This window comes from Alienimonas californiensis, from assembly GCF_007743815.1.
Lineage (GTDB): Bacteria > Planctomycetota > Planctomycetia > Planctomycetales > Planctomycetaceae > Alienimonas > Alienimonas californiensis.
Genome location: NZ_CP036265.1, coordinates 1,715,041 through 1,733,736, shown reverse-complemented (window position 1 = coordinate 1,733,736; position 18,696 = coordinate 1,715,041). Strand labels below are relative to the sequence as shown.

The following is an 18,696-nucleotide window of genomic DNA, read 5'->3' as shown; positions in this document are numbered from 1 at the left end:
GAGACCCCGGAGGAACGGACGCCGTACCCTTCCCGTTCGCCCGCCCCGCCGGCAAGCGGGGGCGGATTCCGCGTTCCCGGCAAGATTCCGCCAAGATCGCCGCCGCCGCGACGAACAGCCCTCGCACGTCGCCCGTTTCCTCTCCCCCGATCTGGTTCATGGTCGTCGCCTGGATCGCGTTACTCGCCGCGCTGTTGCTGATCGTCGCCCCGCTGGTCGCGGCGATCGTGCTGGCCGTCCGCGGGCGGCCGGGGGCGGGGGCGATCGTCGGCGGCGTGGGCGTTGGGTTGGGGGCACTGCTGGCAATGGGCTCCCTCATCAGCGTGCGAACGGAACATCGGGGCCCGGCAGAAGTTCACGCCGTGTGGGACCGAGACGGGGCCCGCCGCGAAGCCGTCCTGCACGCCTACGGGGACGACGATGACGCTCGTCTGCAAAGCCGTTTCGCCCACGACAACCGCGTGCACGTCCGCCCGGACGGCGTGCACGTGGACGAACGCGGCGGGGAGATCCTGATCGCCCCCGCCCCCGGCCGCGGACCCGAGGGCGACGCCTGGCGGGACGCCGCCGGTCGGCATGAGGAACGGCTCCTCCAACGGCGGCGGCACGACCGCGATCACAGACCTCAAGCGCTCCACCACGGCCCCGGCGGCCCTCTGGTCGAAGCGGAGTTCGTCAGCGAAAACGAACTGCCCGAGTGGGCCCAGACCCCGCCGGCGGACCGCCTCGTGGTGACCGGCCCGCTGGTGACGGACGAGGACGGCGGCCCCGCCGCCGCCCGCCGGGCCGCCGAGGAGGCGACGACCGCCCGCCTGATCGAGCAAGCCGGCCTGCCCCCCGGCGCCGCGATCAACCCGGACGACGTGCCCCGGCCGGGCCGCATCGCCGTGCAGACCCTCACCCGCACCACCGGCGAGAACGCCTTCACGATGTACCGGGCCTTCGTGCAGGTGGACGCCTCCGCCCCCGTGCTGGACCGCCTGCGGCAGGGCCACCGCCACCGCCTCGGCCGCGACCGGGCGCTGTGGGCGGTCGGCGGCGCCGGAGCGTGCGTCGTCGGCTTCGCCGGCCTGTGGGGCCTCGGCCGCCGCAAGCTGCGGGCGCCGACGCCCGGGGAGGGGTGATGGGAGAGGAGGGAGGGGACGCGCAAGCGTTCGTCCCCGCCGTCGCTCACCCGCTAACATCCCCTCCCTCATCACTCCTCCCCCCTCCCCGCGGACCATGGACGCCGACCGCCTGCTGATCGACCGCGTCCGGGCCGGCGACGCCGGGGCCTGGGAGGAGTTCATCGGCCGCTACGAAGGACGTTTATTGGCCTTCGCGGACAGCCGGTTGCGGAACCGGGCGCGGGCGGAGGACGTCGTGCAGGAGGCGTTCTTGGGGTTCCTCGTCAGCCTCCCGAACTACGACGAAACGCAGTCGTTGGAGGCGTGGCTGTTCGCGATCACGGCTCATAAATTAACGGACGCATTGCGGAAGGAAGGCCGCCGGCCGACGGTCCCGCTGTTCCCTTCCAGCAAGAGCGACAGCTCCTCCGGCCGCGAGCCGGCCGGCCGGGCGCGGGTCGCCAGTTCCATCGCCCGCAGCCGCGAGGGCCGCGACGCCCAGGCCGCCCTGTTGCAACGCTCCCTCCGCGAACTCATCACCGACTGGAAGGCCGCCGGCGAGTGGGAGCGCCTGATGTGCTGCGAACTGCTGTTCGTGGTCGGTCTGCGAAATAAAGAGGTCGCCGACCGGCTGTCGATCTCGGAGCAGGCGGTGGCGAACCATAAATACTTCGCCGTCAACAAATTGAAGACCGCCGCCGAGGCGTCTAAGCTGCGCGACGCGGATTTGAAGGCGTTCGGCGTGGAGTGACCTTTCGGGGCGACGTCTGCGGACGCTGAGAACAGTCCGCCCCGCTCTTCCCCCCTCTCCCTCTCCCTTGAGGGAGAGGGGCCGGGGGTGAGGGGGACGCACGGTTCGCACGCCTTCGCTCAAAGACCGTGAGCCCGAAGCGCACGCGAGGCCGCGCGACTCCGCCAAAGGGGGCGAGGGGAGACAGTGCGGGCAGATCTTGCCTGGGCGGCCGAACCGCGGCCCGAGACCGGTCAGCCCGGCGGCCAGGGCCGTTTGACGCCCAGCGCCTTCCGCGCCTTGGCGTCCGCCAGCAGCGGGCGGTTCGACAGGATCACGCGCTGAACGTCCCGTTCCGGCGAGCGCTCGACTTGAATTTCATAGTCCGGAAACTCGTAGAACAGCACGGACCCGTCTTCGTCGCGGTCCTCCCAGTAGGGGTCGCCGCATTTGTCCGCCAGATTCGCGGCGTCGACCGCAAAGCCGTGGTAGCTCATCGTGCCCTCATAGCGGCGAAACTCCGGCTCGGGGGTGTCGAACACGACCTGGAAGCCGGAACAGGTTCCGTCCTCCGCCAGTTCCAGCGCGAGCCCGAGTTCCCCGAACTCCAACAACGGCGCCGCGCCTTTCGAGGAGCTGCGACCCAGAAAGGAAAATGCCTCCAACGGAGAGCCGAGCGGCGTCTTATTCAGGGACGGCTCCGACAAATCGGCGGCGAGAGACAGCCCGGGCGTCCGCGTCCACTGGTTCGTCGGATTGCCCCGGCGGAAAAAGACGTCGAACATCGTCGCGAGACCAGAGGGGGGACGGGACTTGAAGCCGCCGCAAACGGCCCCGCCCAGCCAGCCTACCGCGGCCGACCGGCGTCGACCTCGTCGCCGTTCGATAACAGCGCCTCCAACCGGTCGAGGAACACGGCCAGATCCGGGTGAATCCGCTCCCGGGCCTCCGCCAGCGGGAGGAACGCGGCCTGATCGACCTCCCAACTGGCGCACCGCGGTTCGCAGCCCGCCGGGGCCGGGGCGGCGAAGGCGTGCACCGTTTTGCGCGTTTTGCGGTAGAGGACTTCGCCCAGCGGCGTGAGCGTCGCCGGGTCGACCTCCAGGCCGGTCTCCTCCCGCGTCTCCCGGGCGGCGGCCTCGGGGAAGGATTCGTCCCCGTCCGGCTCCCCCTTCGGCAACGACCACGGCGCCCGCCGGTTGTAGTTCCCAGAGGCGTGCACGAGCAGCGCCTCAATTCCCGCGTCCCCCGTGCGATACAGCAGCGTGCCGGCGGAGTGCTTCATGGGAGCATCGTGCCGGCGCGCGGCCAAGGTTTATCGACGCCGTAGCTGGCTCGTTGGTCCGCGTCCGCCATCAGCGGCTGGTTCGTCACGACGATCCGCTGCGGGACGCCCGAAAGCGTGCGTTCGAGTTGAATCTCATAGCCCGGGAACTCGTAGAAGAGGATCGATTCCTCCTCGTCCCGGTCTTCCCAATAGGGTTCGCCCAACCGCTCGGCGAGGTTCGCCGGGACCACGGGCGAACGGTTGACCGTCAGCGTGCCCGAGAACGGCTCGAACCGGCTCTCGGTGTCGTCGAAGATGACCTGAAACGTGGAACAGGTCCCGTCGTCCTCCGCGACCAGCGACAGCCCGAGGTCCGCGTAGTCCAGCGGGCAGGCGCCTTGGGACGTCGTGCGGCCGAGAAACCAGAACTCCTCGACCGGCGACCCGATCGGGACGCCGTTGATCGTCGGCGGGGAGAGATCGACCGTCAGCGCCAGCCCGGGCGACCGCGACCAGCGGTTCGTCGGATTGCCGCGTCGAAAGAGGGCGTCGAGCATCGTACGGAGCGGGGGCGTGCGGGTGGCGGGAAATGCAGTTCGTCGCGGTGAGGCGGTTGTATCCCGTTGGGGGAGCGTTGTTTAACGAAAGATCCGCCACGAACGGGTCCTGAACCGCCGTGGGGTGAGGCCGCCGGTCGGCCGTCCCGCCCCCCGTTCGAGGACCCCCGATGCGTGTTCCAAATGTTGTTCCCCCCGCTCTCGCCGCGCTCGGGCCGCCGTTGGCGGCGTGGGGCGGGTACGGGCTGGGCGTCGGCCTGGGCCTGGGAACGGGCGGGCCGCTGTGGACCGGGGCGAACCTGCTGGCCGGCGGGTTGATCGCCGTCGGCGGCGGCGCCGGGCTGGCCGCGGCGGTTCTCGGTCGGTCGCGGAGCGTTGAATCGGCGCCGGCGGCGGCCCGGTCGTTCGCGGAGGACGCGGCGGCGCTGGACGCCTTCGCCCCCGCCGTCGTCCGCCACCCGCGGGGCGCCGCGGCCCTGAAAGCGTTGGCCGAACTGCTGTTCGAGGTGCATCACCCCGCCGATTCGGTCGCCGCGACGGAAGGGGGTGCCGAATGACCTCGCTCCGCCTCCGCACCGCGGCGCTGACGGTCGCCGCGTTTCTGCTCTCCGCCGCCGTCGCCGGCTGCTTCGCCCCGCCGACGCCGGCCGGGCCGGCGGTCGATCCGGCCGACAACGCTCTGCACGACCGAGTCGCCGCGGCGTTGCCGGGCGACGCCGACGCCGCCCGGCTGTACGCCGCCTTCTATCACCTGATCGCCGAGCGTCTGACCGCGGGCGAGTGGGAGACGACGGGCGAACTGGCCGCCGTCGCCGGCCGAGCCGCGGCGCTGTTGGGCCTGCCGGGCAAGCTGTCGGCGGTCGTCGAGGACGAACTCGACCCGGTCCTCAACCCGCCCGGCCCGCTGACCGGCGCCCGGCGGACGAACGCCGCCGCCGCCTTCGCCCGCCTCGCCGACGCCTGCGGGGAGGCGGTCCGATGAGCGCCGCCTCTGCCAAAAACTCTGCCCGACAGATCACCCCGCCCGCGGCCCGCTTCGGCTGGGTCGGCCGCGACGCCGCCGAGCGGGCCTTCGACGCCCTCCAGCAGAGCCCCGCCCCGCTGGAGACCTTTCCCCTGGCGAACCTGTCCGCGGCCCTGCCCGCCCGCGTGGCGAACGGCGGGGTGCGGCTGTGGGATCTCGTCCGCAAGGTACGGGGCTCCGACACGCCGAACGTGCCGCAGCAGACGGGCGACTGCGTCTCCTTCGGGGCGAAGAACGCCGTCGAATACCTGCAATGCGCGGAGATCGCCGCCGGCGAATCCGAGGGGTTCCAACCCGTCTTCCCCCCCTTTCTGTACGCCACCGGCCGGGTACTGGCCGGCGAGGGGCGGCTGCGGGGCCGGGCCGGGTCGCTGGGCTCCTGGCAGGCCGCGGCCTTGAAGGAATACGGCGTGCTGCGGACCGACGCCCCCGGCGTGCCGCCCTACTCCCGCAGCGTCGCCGACGCCTGGGGCGACGGGCGGACGGTTCGCTCAGACGACGGGCCGAGCGGCTTCCGGGACTTCCTCGGGCTGGCCGCGGATCACCCGGTCGGGGCGGCGGCCCGGGTCTGGAGTTGGGACGAAGTCGTCTCCGCGGTGGCGAACGGCTCGCCGGTGACGGTCGCCAGCAACGCCGGCTTCACGATGTCCGCCGGCTCCGGCGGCTACCACGAACGCCAGGGGCGTTGGCCGCACCAGATGTGCGTCGTCGGCGTCTGCGACGACCCGGCGAGGCCCTGGGCCGCCCTGCTGAACAGCTGGGGCGACGCCCACGGCCGGCTGACCGACTGGGCGACCGGCGAGCCCTGGCCCGCCGGCACGCTCCGCATCCGGCGGGAGGCGCTGGAGGGAATGCTCGCCGGTGGCGAGGCCTACGCCCTGGCCGCCTTCGCCGGCTTCCCGCCCCGCCGGCACGACTGGGGCGGACTCCTCGGATGACTCCCCAGGACTCCGCATGACTCCTTCACACCCTACCCAGCTCACCGACTGACTCCCAAATGTCTCCCAAAGCGAAGTCCATGGCCGTTCTCCTGCTCCTCGCTCTCTCCGGCTGTGCTCCGTCCGGGCCGTCTCACGATCCCGCCGCAGACCGGGTGCGGGCGGCGTTCGCCCTCGCCGCGGCCGAACGGGCCGTCCCGGTTCATCCCGACGACGGCTCCCCCGACGACGACGGCGTTCCTGACGACGCGCCCGACGATCGCCGGCCCGATCCGAACTGTCCCCGCTGTCAGGGGTCCGGGACCGTGCCGAGCGGCGACGGGTTGGCCCGGGTGCCGTGCAGCTGCTTGCGTGGAAGTCTCAAGGACCAAGAAATCAAGAACTAAGGTGACGGGGCGGAGGCCGACCCGCCGGTCGCGGCGCCGCGGGTGTTGGTGTTTTCGGCGTCGTGGTGCCGGGCCTGCGCGGCGATGAAGCCGGCACTGGCGGCGGCGGGGCCGGGGTTTGAGGTGATCGACGTGGACGCCAATCCCGACGCCGTGCGGGCCTTCCGGGTCTCGGCGTTGCCGACGCTGGTACGGATGGCGGGCTCTCGGGAAACGGCGCGAGCCTCCGGCGCCCGGGACGTGTCCGGCCTGCGGCGGTTCCGGGACGAGGGCCGTTGAGCCGCCCGTCTGCCGAGCCGTTCCTCCGCCGAGAGGTTCCTCGCCCGTCGCTCGGGCTTCCCCCCGTCGCAGCGGGCGGCGGGGCGTCTAGACTTGTCGTCCCGCCGATTCCCGCAGCTCGTCCGGACGGACCGATGTCCAGCAAGAAACGTCACCGCGGTCAAAGCCCCCGCGGCCCGTCCGGCGGCCGTCGCGGCCCCGGCGTGGAACGCGCCCCGGACCGCAAAACGCTGCAACTGTGCGGGCAGGTCCGCAAGACGCTGGATTACGTGCTCAGCGGGGAGACCGGCGACGACACGTTGCGGCAGCTCTACGTGGCCGACGTGATCCCTGCCCCGGACGCCTCCCGGCTGCTGGCGACGCTCGCCCCGATCGACCGCCACGCGGAACTGGACGCCGGCGCCGTGATGGAGAAGCTCGCCTTCGCCCAACCCATGCTGCGCAGCGCCGTGGCGCGGGCGATCAACCGCAAGAAGGTGCCGGACCTCTCGTTCACCCTCGCCGGCCCGGCGTTCGGCCTGCCGGACCCCGCTGACGCCGCCCCCGGTCCCGACCCGTCCGGCCGCGGCCCGACGCTGGACGCCGACGCCCTGCTCGCCGCCGCTGCCGCGAAACGGGCGGAGGACGACGACCAGGAGGACGATTGGGACGAGGACGACTCGGAGGAGTGAGCGCGGGCCGGCGGTTTGCGGGAAGCAGGCCGTCGGCGGCGGCGTACCGCGGGCGGTCCCGCTCGCTTTCGCCCCCGCACCGCCGATGTCCGCCGTTCGTCGCCTGATCGCTCACCCGGACCTGCCGGCCGTCGCCGTCGTGTTGCTGGTCGCGGTCGCCTTTCACTTCCGCGGTCAGCTGACCGCGGAGGCGTTCGCCGAGCCGTCTGCCCCGCCGGTCGTGCAGCGGCCGGCGTCGCTCCCCCGGCGTCCCGTCTTGCCGCCCCGGGAGCCGACGCTGACGGAGCGGCCGGCGACGACGGACCCGTTCCGTCCACGGTTTGTGATCGTGCCCCGCTGCGACACCGTTCCGCCTCATTGCCGGTAGGGATCCTCGGGCTGCCGGGTCGTCGACCAGGCGAAACGTTAAGGTCGGCGGGTTCCGATGCGACCCCGCCCGTCGAAAGCGTGAAATGCCGCCCGTTCCCGCCGCCGTGCTCGTCGCGCTGACTGGGGTTCTCTTCGCCCCGCCTCTTCTCGCCGCGGAGCCGGTCGAACTGGAGCACGACGCCGACTTGGAGGTCGCGCTGCTGCTGGCCGATCCGACGATCGCCCAGCCGATCGAGGTGAAGCAGGACGAACGCGGGCGGCTGTGGGTCGTGGAGTACCGCCAATACCCCGACCCGGCCGGGCTGACGGAGTTGGAACGGGACGAATACTGGCGGGTGCGGTGGGACCGCGAACTGCCCCCGCCGCCTTATGAAGAGGGCTCGCCGTTCCGCGGGCGGGACCGCATTTCGGTGCACTCCGACGCCGACGGCGACGGCACGTACGAGACGCACCAAACCTTTCTGGAGGGGCTGAACCTGACCACCTCCGTGGCGTTCGACGCCGGCCGCGGGGGCGGCGGGGTGTGGGTGCTGTCGCCGCCGCAACTCCTGTTCTACCCGGACGCCGACGGCGACCTCGTGCCGGACGGACCGCCGGAGGTGCACCTGACGGGGTTCGGGCTGGAGGACACCCATTCGATCGCCAACTCGCTGACCTGGGGGCCGGACGGCTGGCTGTACGGCGGGAACGGGAGCACCTGCACGATCGCCGTGACGGCCCCGCTGGCGACGCCGGACGCCCCGCCGGTGAAGCGCAGCGGACAGCTCGTCTGGCGCTACCGGCCGGACGTGGGGTTCGAGGTCTTCGCCGAGGGCGGGGGGAACACCTTCGGCTTGGAGATCGACGCCGCCGGCCACGTGTTCAGCGGCCACAACGGCGGCGACACGCGGGGCTTTCACTTCGTCGACGGCGGCTACTACCGCAAGAACTTCGGCAAGCACGGGGACCTCAGCAACCCGCTCGCCCTCGGCTTCTTCGAGGCGATCCCGCACCCGCCGGTGGCCCGGTTCACCCATCATTTCGTGCGGTACGACGCCGACGCCCTGCCCCAGCGCTTCCACGGCAACCTCGTCGCCCTGGACGTGCTGCACAACGACCTCGCGCTGACGGCGATGCGGCCGAACGGCTCCACCTTTGCCACGGAGGACCTCTCCCGGCCCGTGCGGGGGGGCGAGGACTTCCGCCCGGTCGACCTCGAATTGGCCTTCGACGGCACGCTGCTGATGGCCGACTGGGCGGACGCCGTCGTCAGTCACTACCGGAACCACGAGGGCGAAATCGAGCCCTCCACCGGCCGTATCTATCGTGTGCAACCGAAGGGCTGGACGCCCGCCCCTCCGCCGGATTTTTCGAATGGCCAGCTGGTCGAGCGGCTGAAATCGCCGAACCGGGCGGTCCGCCGCACGGCGGTGCGGCTGATCCGGCAACGGGGGGCGACGGAGTTGCTGGACGACCTCGAACCGCTGATGCACGGCCCGGCCCCGATCGCCTTCGACGCCTACGCCGCGGCCCGTTCGGTGGCCGACGTCAATCAGCGACGAAAGCTGGACCGCCTCGCACTCAATCACAACGACGCGTCTGTGCGGCGACTCGCGATCGCGACGACCGACCTCTTCGAGCCGCCGAGCGGCCGCCATTCCCCGTTGGCGAACGGCCTAGTGTGGAGCGGCGCGGACGCGTCCGTGTTGGTCGCGTTGGCGGGACGATCCCGTCGCCTCGCCCCCGTTCCCGCCCGGTCGCTCGTGGGGGAGTTGAGCCGACGCCGCGGGCTTGCGGACGACCCGTACTTCCCGCTCGCGCTGTGGTGGGCGGTCGAACGGCAACTGTCCACAGGCGACGCTGAAGCCGTGCTAGCGGCGCTCGATCGCGAGAACCCGCTGTTCGACGAGGTGCTGGCCCCGCGCATCCTCCGCTGGGCCGTGGCTCAGGATTCTTCCTTCGGCCGGTCCGTCGTTGCCGAGTTGTTGCAGAACGCTGAGGACGCCGGGCCGCTGTTCGACGCCCTCAACGAGGCGGCGGCCGGGTCGGCGGAGCGGTCCTTCGGGGAGGCGGTCGATCGACGGGTGCGGGAGGCCGGGGAGGCGGCGCCGCTGGCCCTCCGCGTGCGGTTGGGCCTGGTCGAACCGGCCGCGGCGCTGGCGGAGCTGGCGAACACGACCTCGAACGCCCGGCGGGACGCCCTGCTGGGGGTGATCGAGGACACCGGCGACGCGGCCTTCCTCCCCGGCCTGCTGGACCTCGCCGCGGCCCCGGGGACGCCGGCCCGGCTGCGGTCCCGGCTGTTCACCACGCTGGCCGGGTTCGACTCGCCCCAGGTGGCGAGCCGCCTGCTGACGGCCCGGCCGGACCTGGACGAGGCGGCGAACGCGGCGATCGTGGAGCTGCTCGCCGCCCGGCCGGGGTGGACGGCGGCGCTGCTGGACGCGATCGACGCCGGAGCCGTCGACCCGGCCGCCGTCTCCGCGTTGACGGTCCAGGGCCTGCGGCGGCACGCGGACCCCGCCCTGCGGCAGCGCCTCGCCGAGCGGTGGCCGGAGACGCCCGTCGACCCGGCGGAGACGGAGAAGGCGTTTGCGTTCTGGAGCCGACGCCTCGCCGTCGGCGGCCGCGGCGACGCCGAGCGCGGGGCGGCGGTCTACAAGAAACACTGCGCCAACTGCCACACGCTGCACGGCGTCGGGCAGCTCGTCGGCCCGGACCTCACCGCCTACCAGCGGACCAAGCGGGACCAGACGTTGCTGGCGATCGTCGCCCCCTCGGCGGAGATCCGCGAGGGGTTCGAGACCGCCCTGCTGCTGTTGGAGGACGGCTCGACGCTGACCGGCCTGCTGGTCCGCCAGACCGACGAAACGCTGGAGCTGAAGGACGCCCGCGGCCACGTCCGCACGCTCCGGCGGGCGGACGTGGCCGCGTTGGAGATCACCGGGACCTCGCTGATGCCCAACCGGCTGCTGGACCAGATGACGGACCGCGAGGCCCGCGACCTGTTCCGCTACCTGGAGTCCGAACCCCCGGCCCCGGCCGAACCGACCCGCTGAGCGGCTGGTTGAAATACCAGCCCGACGCGCAAGCGTCGGCCGTCGGCGCAGCCGATGGAACCGTCCGGAGTCGGCGATCGGGGACCCGCATATCGGGCGCTCACCCGGCCTCGGCTCGCGCCTCGGGCTGCCGTCGTCGCCGGAGAGGCGGGGCGGAGAGGCCGTTCGGAAATTCTTTCGGAACGCGGGAAGCGGAGCGGCGGCGGCGGCGTACCGCTCCGCGAGGGGGCCGCCGGCTCCCCGGTCTTCTCGACGAACCCGACTCCCGGCCGAAACCGGCCCCTCCTCGAAAGACGTTCCGATGCTCCGCCGCCTCTGCTCCGCCGCCGCGCTCCTCGCCGCTCTTGCCGCCCCCTCGCTCGCCGCCGCCGGCGGCTACGGCAACCACGGCCACTCAAACCACGGCCACCAGAGCTACGGCAACTCCCGCTCCAGTAACTCTCAATACAACAACGCTCGTCACGGCAATCACGGCCACAGCAATCACTACGCCGGATACGGCAACCACGATTCCCACTCTCACGACGCCGGCCGCCACGACGACTGCCGGTACGAGTGGGTCGTCAAGTACCGCATTGAGACCGTCGTCAAATATAAGCAGGTCGTGAAGTACGACGACTACGGCGACGCGTATCTCGCCAAGGTCCCCTACCGGGCGACGGTCCGCGTGCCGTACCGGGCGAAGGTGAAGGTCTGCGATTGAGGGCTCGGCGTCGAGGGGTTCGGCGCCGAAGGCGTCGCGCCCCCGACGGGCGACGGGGGCGGCGGGTTCCCTCCTGCCGGCCGCCCCCGTCGCTTTCGTTCATGCGCCTCCGGCGGTCGGCGCGCTCTGCGTTTTCCCCGAAGGCAGAAGCGGGAATCGACCCGGGCGGCGACGGCCTGCATCAGGTGAAATGGCGGCGAGTCCCCCGCGTCCCCGATCCGTTCGCCCCAGGCCCCCGCCATGAGTTACGTCACCGCCCGGGACGGCGCCCGCCTGTATTATAAAGCGTGGGGCGAGGGTCGCCCGGTGATCCTGATCCACGGCTGGCCGCTGTCGGCGGATAGCTGGGACGCGATCGCCCTGCCCCTCGCGGAGGCCGGCTACCGCACGATCGCCTACGACCGCCGCGGCTTCGGCCGGTCGGAGCAGACCTGGACCGGCTACAATTACGACGCCCTGTCGGACGACCTGGCCGACGTGATGAAAGAGATCGGCGCCCGGCAGGACGTGGCCTTGGTCGGCTTTTCCATGGGCGGCGGCGAGGTCGCCCGCTATATGAGCCGCCACGACGGGGCGGGCGTCACGCGGGCGGCGCTGATCTCGTCGATCGTGCCCTACATGCTCAAGACGGACGACAACCCGGAGGGCGTCGATCAATCCGTGTTCGACGGCATCGCCGCGGGTTTAAAAAAGGACCGCCCCGGGTTCTACGGCGGGTTCTTCAAGGACTTCTACGGCGTGGGCGTGCTCTCGCAGCCGGTCAGCGACGAATATCTGGAGTGGACTCGCACCGTGGCGATGCAGGGCAGTTTGAAGGCAACGCTGGACTGCGCGAACGCCTTCGCCACGACGGACTTCCGCGGCGAACTGTCCCGTTTCACCGTGCCGACGCTGGTCGTGCACGGCACGAGCGACGCGACGGTGCCGATCGACGCCAGCGGCCGCCCCGCCGCCGCCGGCATCCCGAACGCCGTCCTCAAAGAATACGACGGCGCCCCCCACGGCCTGTTCCAGACGCACCGGGACCGACTCCGCGACGACCTGCTCGCGTTCCTCGCACAGTAGCCCGTCGCCTTTTCAACTCTTACTTTCTCACGCGGAGATCACGACGATGGCCGACCGACTCAGCGGCAAACGGATCGCCTTTCTGGCGACCGACGGTTTTGAACAGGTCGAACTGACCGAGCCCTGGCAGGCGATCAAGGACGCCGGCGCCGAGGTCGAATTGATCTCGCTCAAAAGCGGCGAGATCCAGGGGATGAACCACGACGAGAAGGGCGACACGTTCCCGGTCGACAAAACCGTCGACGCCGCCTCCGCCGGGGATTATCACGGGCTGGTGCTGCCCGGCGGGGTCGCCAATCCGGACAACCTGCGAACGAACGCGGGGGCGGTGTCGTTCGTGCGGGACTTCTTCCAGCAGCACAAGCCGGTCGCCGCGATCTGCCACGGCCCGTGGACGCTGATCGAGGCCGACGTGGTCCGCGGCCGCAGGGTCACCTCCTGGCCGAGCCTGAAGACCGACCTGAAGAACGCCGGCGCCGAGTGGGTCGACGAGGAATGCGTCTGCGACGAGGGCCTCGTCACCAGCCGCAATCCCGACGACCTGCCGGCCTTCTGCGCCAAGGCGATCGAGGAGTTCGCCGAGGGCAAGCACGCGGAGCAGACCGCCTGAGCGATCCGCCCCGCGGCGGGGGGGGTTCTCAACCGCGATTCACTGGCGAATCGTCTTGCTACCAGCCCGGAGCGCAAGCTCCGGCCGTGCGGCGTCCGGTCCGTCGGCGGCGCCGACGGCCGACGCTCGCGCGTCGGGCTGGTACGCTTTAGAAGCTGTATTCCAGGCGAATGTCGCCGGTGTGGAAGGTGGCTTCGCGGTTGTGGTCGAGGCGGTAGAACGTGCCGATCGTCAGCGCGTCGATGCCGAACGTGACGCCCGGGCCGAAGGTCAGGCGGTCGCTGCCGAAGTCCGTGCCGCGGGCGGTGAAGGGGGCGTCGGGCGCCGCGGCGAAGGCGGCGGTCGCGTCGCCGGTCGAGCCGGCGGCGATGTCCCGGCTGTAGAAGGCGTCCAGCGTGCCGGCGACGCAAAGCTGGTCGCTGCCGAACTGGGAGCCGAAGCGGGCGCCGAGGCGGGCCCGCAGTTCGTCCAGCGCGCTGTCGTCCACGATCAGCGCCGTGGCGCCGCCGCTCTCGCGGGCGTCGTCCAGCGAGGCGTACACGTACCGCAGGCCGGCCGCCGGCATGACGTAGGCGCGGGGGCCGCCGATCAGCACGCCGGCCTCCGAGTCGGCGCCGGCGAGGGCGCCGTCGACGGTCGCGGCGTTGCGGTCGAGGTAGGGAAACAGCGGGTTCGCGATCACCACGTCGCGGCGGACGTCCGTCTCCGAGAAGCCGCCGAAGCCGCTCACGCGGCCGTACATGCGGCCGAAGGTTCCGCTGGCGTCCACGCCGAAGCGGTGCACGTCCGACTCCGCCCGGGCGCCGACCGAATCGACCCGCGATTCGAGCGACTCGTAGCCGTAGAACCCGCCGAACGCCGCGGCGGCGTTGCCCCCGCGGACGACCTGCGACAGCCCGACCGTCGTCCCGACGCGGCCGAAGTCGGCGTCGCCGCCGTTGTCGTCCCCGTCGATCCGGCCGGCGCCGCCGGCGACGTCCCACCAGCCGGTCAGCCCCGTGTCGGTCGCCCCGCAGACCCCGCAGCCCAGCGGGAACACGGCGTCCCGGGCGGCGAGCGTGTCGAAGAACTGTAGCGAGCTGCGGTTCAGCGAGGTCAGGTGCGTGCCGTAGATCTCGGGGGAAAGCGAGTTCAGGCCGGCCTTCGAGGCGGCGGCGACGGGCAGGGTGTCGAGGGCGTCCCGCAGGTCGCTCAGGGCGGGGGCGGATCGGGCCGCGTCCAGCCCGCCGCCGACGGCGAGGCGGTTGACGGACGTGCCGAAGGTCCCGGCGTAGGAGACGTCCCGGGCGGCGACGAGGCCGTAGCTGGTCGGCCGGATCAGTTGGGCGAACCGCACGCCGGCGACGTCGTCGACGACCGTCACCGGGCCGGCGACGGTCAGCCCGCCGGTCGCGGTGACGACGTCGTACCGCGTGCCGACGGCGAAGGTTCCCGTGCCGAACTGGGCGACCTCCACGGTGTTGCCGTTCAGCACGACCGGGCCGGTGACGGCGAACTGGTCGAAGTCCACGCCGGCGACCGGGGCGACGCCCGGGGCGGTGGCGACCAGTTCGATCTCCAGCACGGCGGTGGGGGCGACGTTGACGGCGCCGATCACCCCCAGCACGCCGGGGCTGTTGCCGGGGGCGACCGTGCCGGCGATCAGGAAGCCGCCGCCGGAGCCGGTCGCCTCGAAGACGCCGGAGCCGGTCAGCCGGCCGCCCTGCTGGACGACGAAGGTATCGCCCCGCAACCGGCCGTTCACATGGGCGGTGGAGCCGTCGACGATCGTCAACGTGCCGGGGCTGCTGACGACGTTGTCGGCGCCGACGCTGAAGATCGAGCCGTGGGAGAACTGCAGTTCGCCGACGTTCAGCGCCCCGCCGCTGGCGACCGTCTGGGTGGAGGATTCGTCGAGGGTGAAGACGGTCGCGTTGACGGTGGCGCCGTCGGCGATATTGAGGACCGAGTTATTGACGGTGGACAGCGTGTCGGTGTTGAACACGGCGCCGCTGGTGCGGACGTCCAGCGTGCCGCCGTCGAGGTCCGTGGAGCCGACGACGGTCATCAGGGCGTCGACGTTCACGGTTCCCCCGTTCGTCGCGGACAGGCTGGCCGCGTCGAAGGTCCCGCCGGAGACGGTCAGGGCGGAGCCGGCCCCGTCGACGGAGAGGGCGTTCGTCACGTTCACGTCGCCGGCGGTCGTGGCGGTCGCCCCGCCGGTGACGTTCAGCGAACCGGCGTTCAGCACGCCGGCGGGCTGCACGGTCAGGGTCGAGCCGACCCCGTCGACGGTCGCGGCGCCGGTGAAGGTCGCCTCGCCGGCCACATCGAAGGTCCCCCCGGTCAGGTCGAGGGCGGTCCCGTCGAGCGTCCCGCCGGCGGCGACGGTCGTCGTGCCGCCGGTCTGGGCGAAGGCGTCGGAGGCGGTCAGCGAGCCGGCGGCGGCGACCGTCAGGTCCCCGGCGTGGTCGACGGTGGTCGCGGAGGCGGCGCCGTTCACGATCAGCGTGCCGTCGGCGAGGAGGGTCGTGGCCCCCAGGTCGCCGGTGCCGTCGATCGTCAGCGTGCCGCCGTCCGTCCCGTCGCCGACGGTGGTGGAGGTCGTCGCGGTCAGGGTCGCGCCGGAGGCGACCGTGACGGAGCCGGCGCCGGTCAGGGCGAGGGTGGCGCTGTCGAAGGTCCCGGCGGCGACGGTCAGCGTGGAGCCGACCCCGTCGACAGTGACGGCGCCGGAGAGGTTCACGTCGCCGACGCTGGTCGCGTCGCCGTCGTTCGTCAGGGCGAGGGTCGCGCCGTTCAGCACGCCGCCGACGCCGACCTCCGCGAGGGAGCCCGCCCCGTCCACGGTCAGGGCGCCGGCGAGGGTGGCCGTGCCGCCGGTCCCGTGGCGGGACACGTACAGGATCCCGCCGTTGGTGGCGGCGAGGGAGGCGGCGTCGAACGTCCCGGAATGCACGTCGATCTCGCTGCCGGAACCGTCCACGGTCGCGGCGCCCGTCACGTTCACGTCCCCGCCGGCGCCGAAGTACCCGCCGCCGGAGGCGCCCAGCGACGCGGCGTCGAACGTCCCGCCGTTGATCAGCAGATTGCTGCCGAACCCGCTGGTCGTGGCGGCGCCGGAAAGGGTCACGTCCCCCGTGCTGGAGAAGTCGCCGGAGTTGGTGAGGGCCAGCGACGTGCCGTTCAGGACGCCGGCGGCGCCGACGGTGAGTTGAGCCCCGTCGCCGTCGACGGTCGTGGCGCCGGAGAGGGTCGCCGCGCCCCCGGTGACGCTCGCCTGCCCCTCGTTGGTGAGGGCGAGGCCGGCGGCGCCGAACGTGCCGCCGGTCAGGTTCAGTTGGCTGCCGACCCCGTCGACGGTGACGGCGCCGGAGAGATTCACGTCGCCGGCGCCGGTCGCTTCGCCGCTGTTCGTCAGGGCGAGGGTCGTGCCGTTCAGCGTGCCGGCGGCGTCGACGGTCAGCAGGGAGCCGAGCCCGTCGACGGTCGCCCCGCCGGTGAGCGTGGCGAGGGCCTCGATCGTCGCCGAGCCGGCGCCGGTCAGGGCGAGGCTGGCGGCGTCGAAGGTCCCGTCGGAGAGGTTCAGGACGGAGCTGTCGGCGACGACCGCGCCCCCCGTGAGCGTCAGGGCGCCGGCGGCGCCCAGCGTGGATCCGCCAAGCACGTTGAGGGCGTCGGCGTCGACGGCGGAGCTCGCGGCGAAGGTCGTGGCGCCGGCGGAGTCCAGCGTGCCGGCGGTCAGGGCGCCGCCGGCGTGGACCGTCAGCGTGCCGTCGCTGTGAACGGTCGTGTCGCCGGTGGAGGCGTCGCCGTGGACCGTCAGCGAACCGCCGGCGGCGGCGGCGTCGCCGATCGTGGTGGCGTCGGCGACGGTCAGGGTGCCGTCGGCCGTGCCGGTGGAAACGGCGTCCACGGTGACGGCGCCGCCGTGGATCGTCAGGGCGTCGGCGGCGAGGGCGGCGTCCTGCTGCACGACGAGCGAGGAGCCCGCGCCGGTCACGACGGCCTCGCCGGTGACGGTCGCGGTGCCGCCCACCGTCACGGCGCCGCCGGCGGACACGGCGAGGGCGCCGGCGTCCGCGGCAGTTCCGCCGGCGTTCACCTCCAGCGAGCTGCCGGGGGTGGCGAGCGTCAGCGTCGAGCCGGCCCCGGCGACGGTCGCGGCGCCGTCCACGATCAGGGAGCCGTCCGCGGGACCCGCCCCGCCGCCCACCGTCGCCGTCGCCCCGGCGGAGACTTCCAGCGTGCCGACCCTCAGCCCGGCGGCCCCGGGCGAGCCGTCCCCCATGCTGAAGACGTTCAGGTCGGCGTTCGCCCCGGTGACGACCGCGGCGCCGGTCACGTCGGCGGAGGCGGTGTCGAAGAGGTTCGCCTCCGCGGCGCCGGCGGAGCCGTCGACGATCAGCCCGCCGGCGGCCAGCGTGCCGGCGACGGCGCCGCCGGAACTGAGCCGCAGTTCCGCCCCCGAACCCCCGCCGACGACCGTCACGTCGCCGGTCACGGTCGCGTCGCCGCCGTAGACGTACGTCAGCCCGCCGGAGGCGACGTCGAGGCTGGCGGCGTTCAACACGCCGCGGCCGCCGACGTCGCCGTTGACGTTCAGCGTGCCGGCGACGTCCACGTCCCCGGCGCTCAGGAGGCCCGTGTTCTCCACGGTGACGGTTCCGCCGGAGACGTTCAGCGTCTGCATCGCGCCGAGGCCGTCGTCGGTGTCGGCGGTTCCGCCGACGGTCAGGGCGCCGCCGGAGACGGTCGTGGCGCCGAGCGTGGCCGTGCCGTCGAGGGTCATCGTCCCGCCGGAGACGGTCGTCCCGGCGGCGATCAGCTGGCCGCCGGCGTCGAGGGTCGTGGTCCCGGCGGTGGCGAGCGAGCCGGTGGTGAGGTCGCCCGTGGCGCCGACGGTCAGCGTGGCGTCGCTGTTCACCGTGGTGTCGCCGGTGGCGGCGTCGCCGTGGACCGTCAACGTCCCGCCGTTGGTCCCGTCGCCGAGGACGGTGGAGTCGTTGACGATCAGCATTCCGTCCGCGCCGCCGCCGCCGACGGCGTCGACGGTGACGGAGCCGCCCACGACGGTCAGGGCGTCGGTGGTGAAGACGCCGTCCTCCTGCACCGTGAGCGCCGACCCGGCGCCGGTGACGGACGTTTCGCCGGTGACGGTCGAGGCGCCGCCGACGCCCGCCGTCGCCGCGTTGGCGACGATGAACACGCCGGCGTCCGCGGCGGTCCCGCCGGCGTTCAGGGTCACGGTCCCGTTGAGCGCCGCCGTCGTGCCGTTGCCCCCGGCCGCGGCAAGGGTGAGGCTGTCGGCGGAGAAGGCGCCGCCGGCGTTCACGTTCAGCGCGGAGGCCCCGGCGCCGTCGCTGACGGCCGCGGCCCCGGTCAGCGTGACGGTCCCGTCGGCCTGCAACGTGCCGCCGGTCTGGGCGAGCGCCGCGGCGGTGATCGTCCCGCCGACTTCCGCGATCACGCTGCCGGCGGAGAGGTTCAGATCCCCCCCGACCGCCAGCGCGCCGCCGACGGCCGTCTCGCCGCCGAGTTCGTTCGTGTAGTCCTCGCCGAGCCCGGTGGAGAGCTGCCCGTCCGCGAAGACCGTGGTGGAGCCCTGGTTGAAGTAGGCGTCGGTGATCAACTGGCCCGACGGGCCGAGGACTTCCAAATACGCCCCGGACTCGACGGTGAAGTCGCCGAAGCCGTTGTAGTCCTCCGTCGCCGCGACCTGATACGGGCCGCCCGACGGGTAGGTCGCGGCGTCGATGGTCACCTGCCCGACGGCGACGGTCGGAACCGCGACGGTGGGCACGGCGAGGGCGAACGCGGCGGCCGGTAGCCAGGGCAGCGCCCGGCGGAACCAGCGCCCCGGCTCCCAGGCGCGACGGCCCCGCAGACCGGAGGCCGACCGGGACGCCGCCCCGCCGCGGCGGGAAGGGGCGAGGCGAGACGCGAGGGAACGGCGCATCCGTGCGGCGGTCAG

General features: G+C 72.6%; 17 protein-coding genes. 13 read left to right on the top strand and 4 right to left on the bottom strand.

Annotated elements, in window-relative coordinates; translation table 11 throughout:
* The first annotated feature begins 158 nt into the window (after window positions 1-158).
* Together CA12_RS06615 and CA12_RS06610 are read left to right on the top strand one after the other, a co-directional pair.
* Complete coding sequence (locus tag CA12_RS06615) at window positions 159-1,124, top strand: hypothetical protein (protein ID WP_145358069.1); 966 nt, start codon at window positions 159-161, stop codon at window positions 1,122-1,124.
* Between the two features lie 97 nt (window positions 1,125-1,221).
* Window positions 1,222-1,857: an RNA polymerase sigma factor gene (locus CA12_RS06610; protein ID WP_145358068.1), complete on the top strand. Its 636-nt coding sequence runs from the start codon at window positions 1,222-1,224 to the stop codon at window positions 1,855-1,857.
* Between the two features lie 233 nt (window positions 1,858-2,090).
* Here CA12_RS06610 and CA12_RS06605 read toward each other — a convergent pair whose 3' ends face one another.
* The 3 genes from CA12_RS06605 to CA12_RS06595 all read right to left on the bottom strand — a co-directional run bounded on the left by CA12_RS06605 (window position 2,091) and on the right by CA12_RS06595 (window position 3,660).
* Window positions 2,091-2,621, bottom strand: a complete 531-nt coding sequence (locus CA12_RS06605; RefSeq protein ID WP_145358067.1) for a hypothetical protein — start codon at window positions 2,619-2,621, stop codon at window positions 2,091-2,093.
* 62 nt (window positions 2,622-2,683) lie between these two features.
* Window positions 2,684-3,121, bottom strand: coding sequence for an NUDIX domain-containing protein (locus CA12_RS06600; RefSeq protein WP_145358066.1), 438 nt, complete (start codon window positions 3,119-3,121; stop codon window positions 2,684-2,686).
* Entirely contained in the window at window positions 3,118-3,660 is a 543-nt protein-coding gene (locus CA12_RS06595) for a hypothetical protein (RefSeq protein ID WP_145358065.1), read from the bottom strand. The genes CA12_RS06600 and CA12_RS06595 overlap by 4 nt, the downstream gene beginning before the upstream one ends.
* A 170-nt stretch (window positions 3,661-3,830) precedes the next feature.
* Here CA12_RS06595 and CA12_RS06590 point away from each other — a divergent pair, with 170 nt between their 5' ends.
* From CA12_RS06590 to CA12_RS06545, 11 genes are all read left to right on the top strand, one after another.
* Window positions 3,831-4,217: a hypothetical protein gene (locus tag CA12_RS06590; protein ID WP_145358064.1), complete on the top strand. Its 387-nt coding sequence runs from the start codon at window positions 3,831-3,833 to the stop codon at window positions 4,215-4,217.
* On the top strand, window positions 4,214-4,642 hold the full coding sequence (locus CA12_RS06585; RefSeq protein ID WP_145358063.1) for a hypothetical protein: 429 nt from the start codon (window positions 4,214-4,216) through the stop codon (window positions 4,640-4,642). Before CA12_RS06590 ends, CA12_RS06585 begins: the two co-directional genes overlap by 4 nt.
* Window positions 4,639-5,622: a hypothetical protein gene (locus CA12_RS06580; protein WP_145358062.1), complete on the top strand. Its 984-nt coding sequence runs from the start codon at window positions 4,639-4,641 to the stop codon at window positions 5,620-5,622. Before CA12_RS06585 ends, CA12_RS06580 begins: the two co-directional genes overlap by 4 nt.
* Window positions 5,623-5,702: 80 nt before the next feature.
* Window positions 5,703-6,008 carry a hypothetical protein gene (locus tag CA12_RS22435; RefSeq protein WP_207622164.1) on the top strand — a complete coding sequence of 102 codons (306 nt, stop codon included), beginning with the start codon at window positions 5,703-5,705 and terminating at the stop codon, window positions 6,006-6,008.
* 48 nt (window positions 6,009-6,056) lie between these two features.
* Entirely contained in the window at window positions 6,057-6,287 is a 231-nt protein-coding gene (locus tag CA12_RS06575; protein WP_145358061.1) for a thioredoxin family protein, read from the top strand.
* A 134-nt stretch (window positions 6,288-6,421) separates the two neighbouring features.
* Entirely contained in the window at window positions 6,422-6,958 is a 537-nt protein-coding gene (locus CA12_RS06570) for a ribosome-binding factor A (protein ID WP_145358060.1), read from the top strand.
* Between the two features lie 85 nt (window positions 6,959-7,043).
* Window positions 7,044-7,325 (top strand): hypothetical protein, encoded by a 282-nt coding sequence (locus CA12_RS06565; protein WP_145358059.1) that lies wholly within the window; start codon window positions 7,044-7,046, stop codon window positions 7,323-7,325.
* Window positions 7,326-7,410: 85 nt separating this feature from the next.
* Window positions 7,411-10,365, top strand: coding sequence for a PVC-type heme-binding CxxCH protein (locus CA12_RS06560; protein ID WP_145358058.1), 2,955 nt, complete (start codon window positions 7,411-7,413; stop codon window positions 10,363-10,365).
* Between the two features lie 301 nt (window positions 10,366-10,666).
* Complete coding sequence (locus tag CA12_RS06555) at window positions 10,667-11,068, top strand: hypothetical protein (protein ID WP_145358057.1); 402 nt, start codon at window positions 10,667-10,669, stop codon at window positions 11,066-11,068.
* Window positions 11,069-11,308: 240 nt separating this feature from the next.
* Window positions 11,309-12,133: an alpha/beta fold hydrolase gene (locus CA12_RS06550; protein WP_145358056.1), complete on the top strand. Its 825-nt coding sequence runs from the start codon at window positions 11,309-11,311 to the stop codon at window positions 12,131-12,133.
* 46 nt (window positions 12,134-12,179) lie between these two features.
* Entirely contained in the window at window positions 12,180-12,743 is a 564-nt protein-coding gene (locus CA12_RS06545) for a type 1 glutamine amidotransferase domain-containing protein (RefSeq protein WP_145358055.1), read from the top strand.
* Between the two features lie 148 nt (window positions 12,744-12,891).
* Here the strand turns inward: CA12_RS06545 and CA12_RS06540 are convergent, their stop codons facing one another.
* The gene (locus CA12_RS06540) at window positions 12,892-18,681 is read right to left on the bottom strand and encodes a hypothetical protein (protein ID WP_145358054.1); all 5,790 of its coding nucleotides are present in this window, start codon (window positions 18,679-18,681) and stop codon (window positions 12,892-12,894) included.
* Window positions 18,682-18,696: the final 15 nt, after the last annotated feature.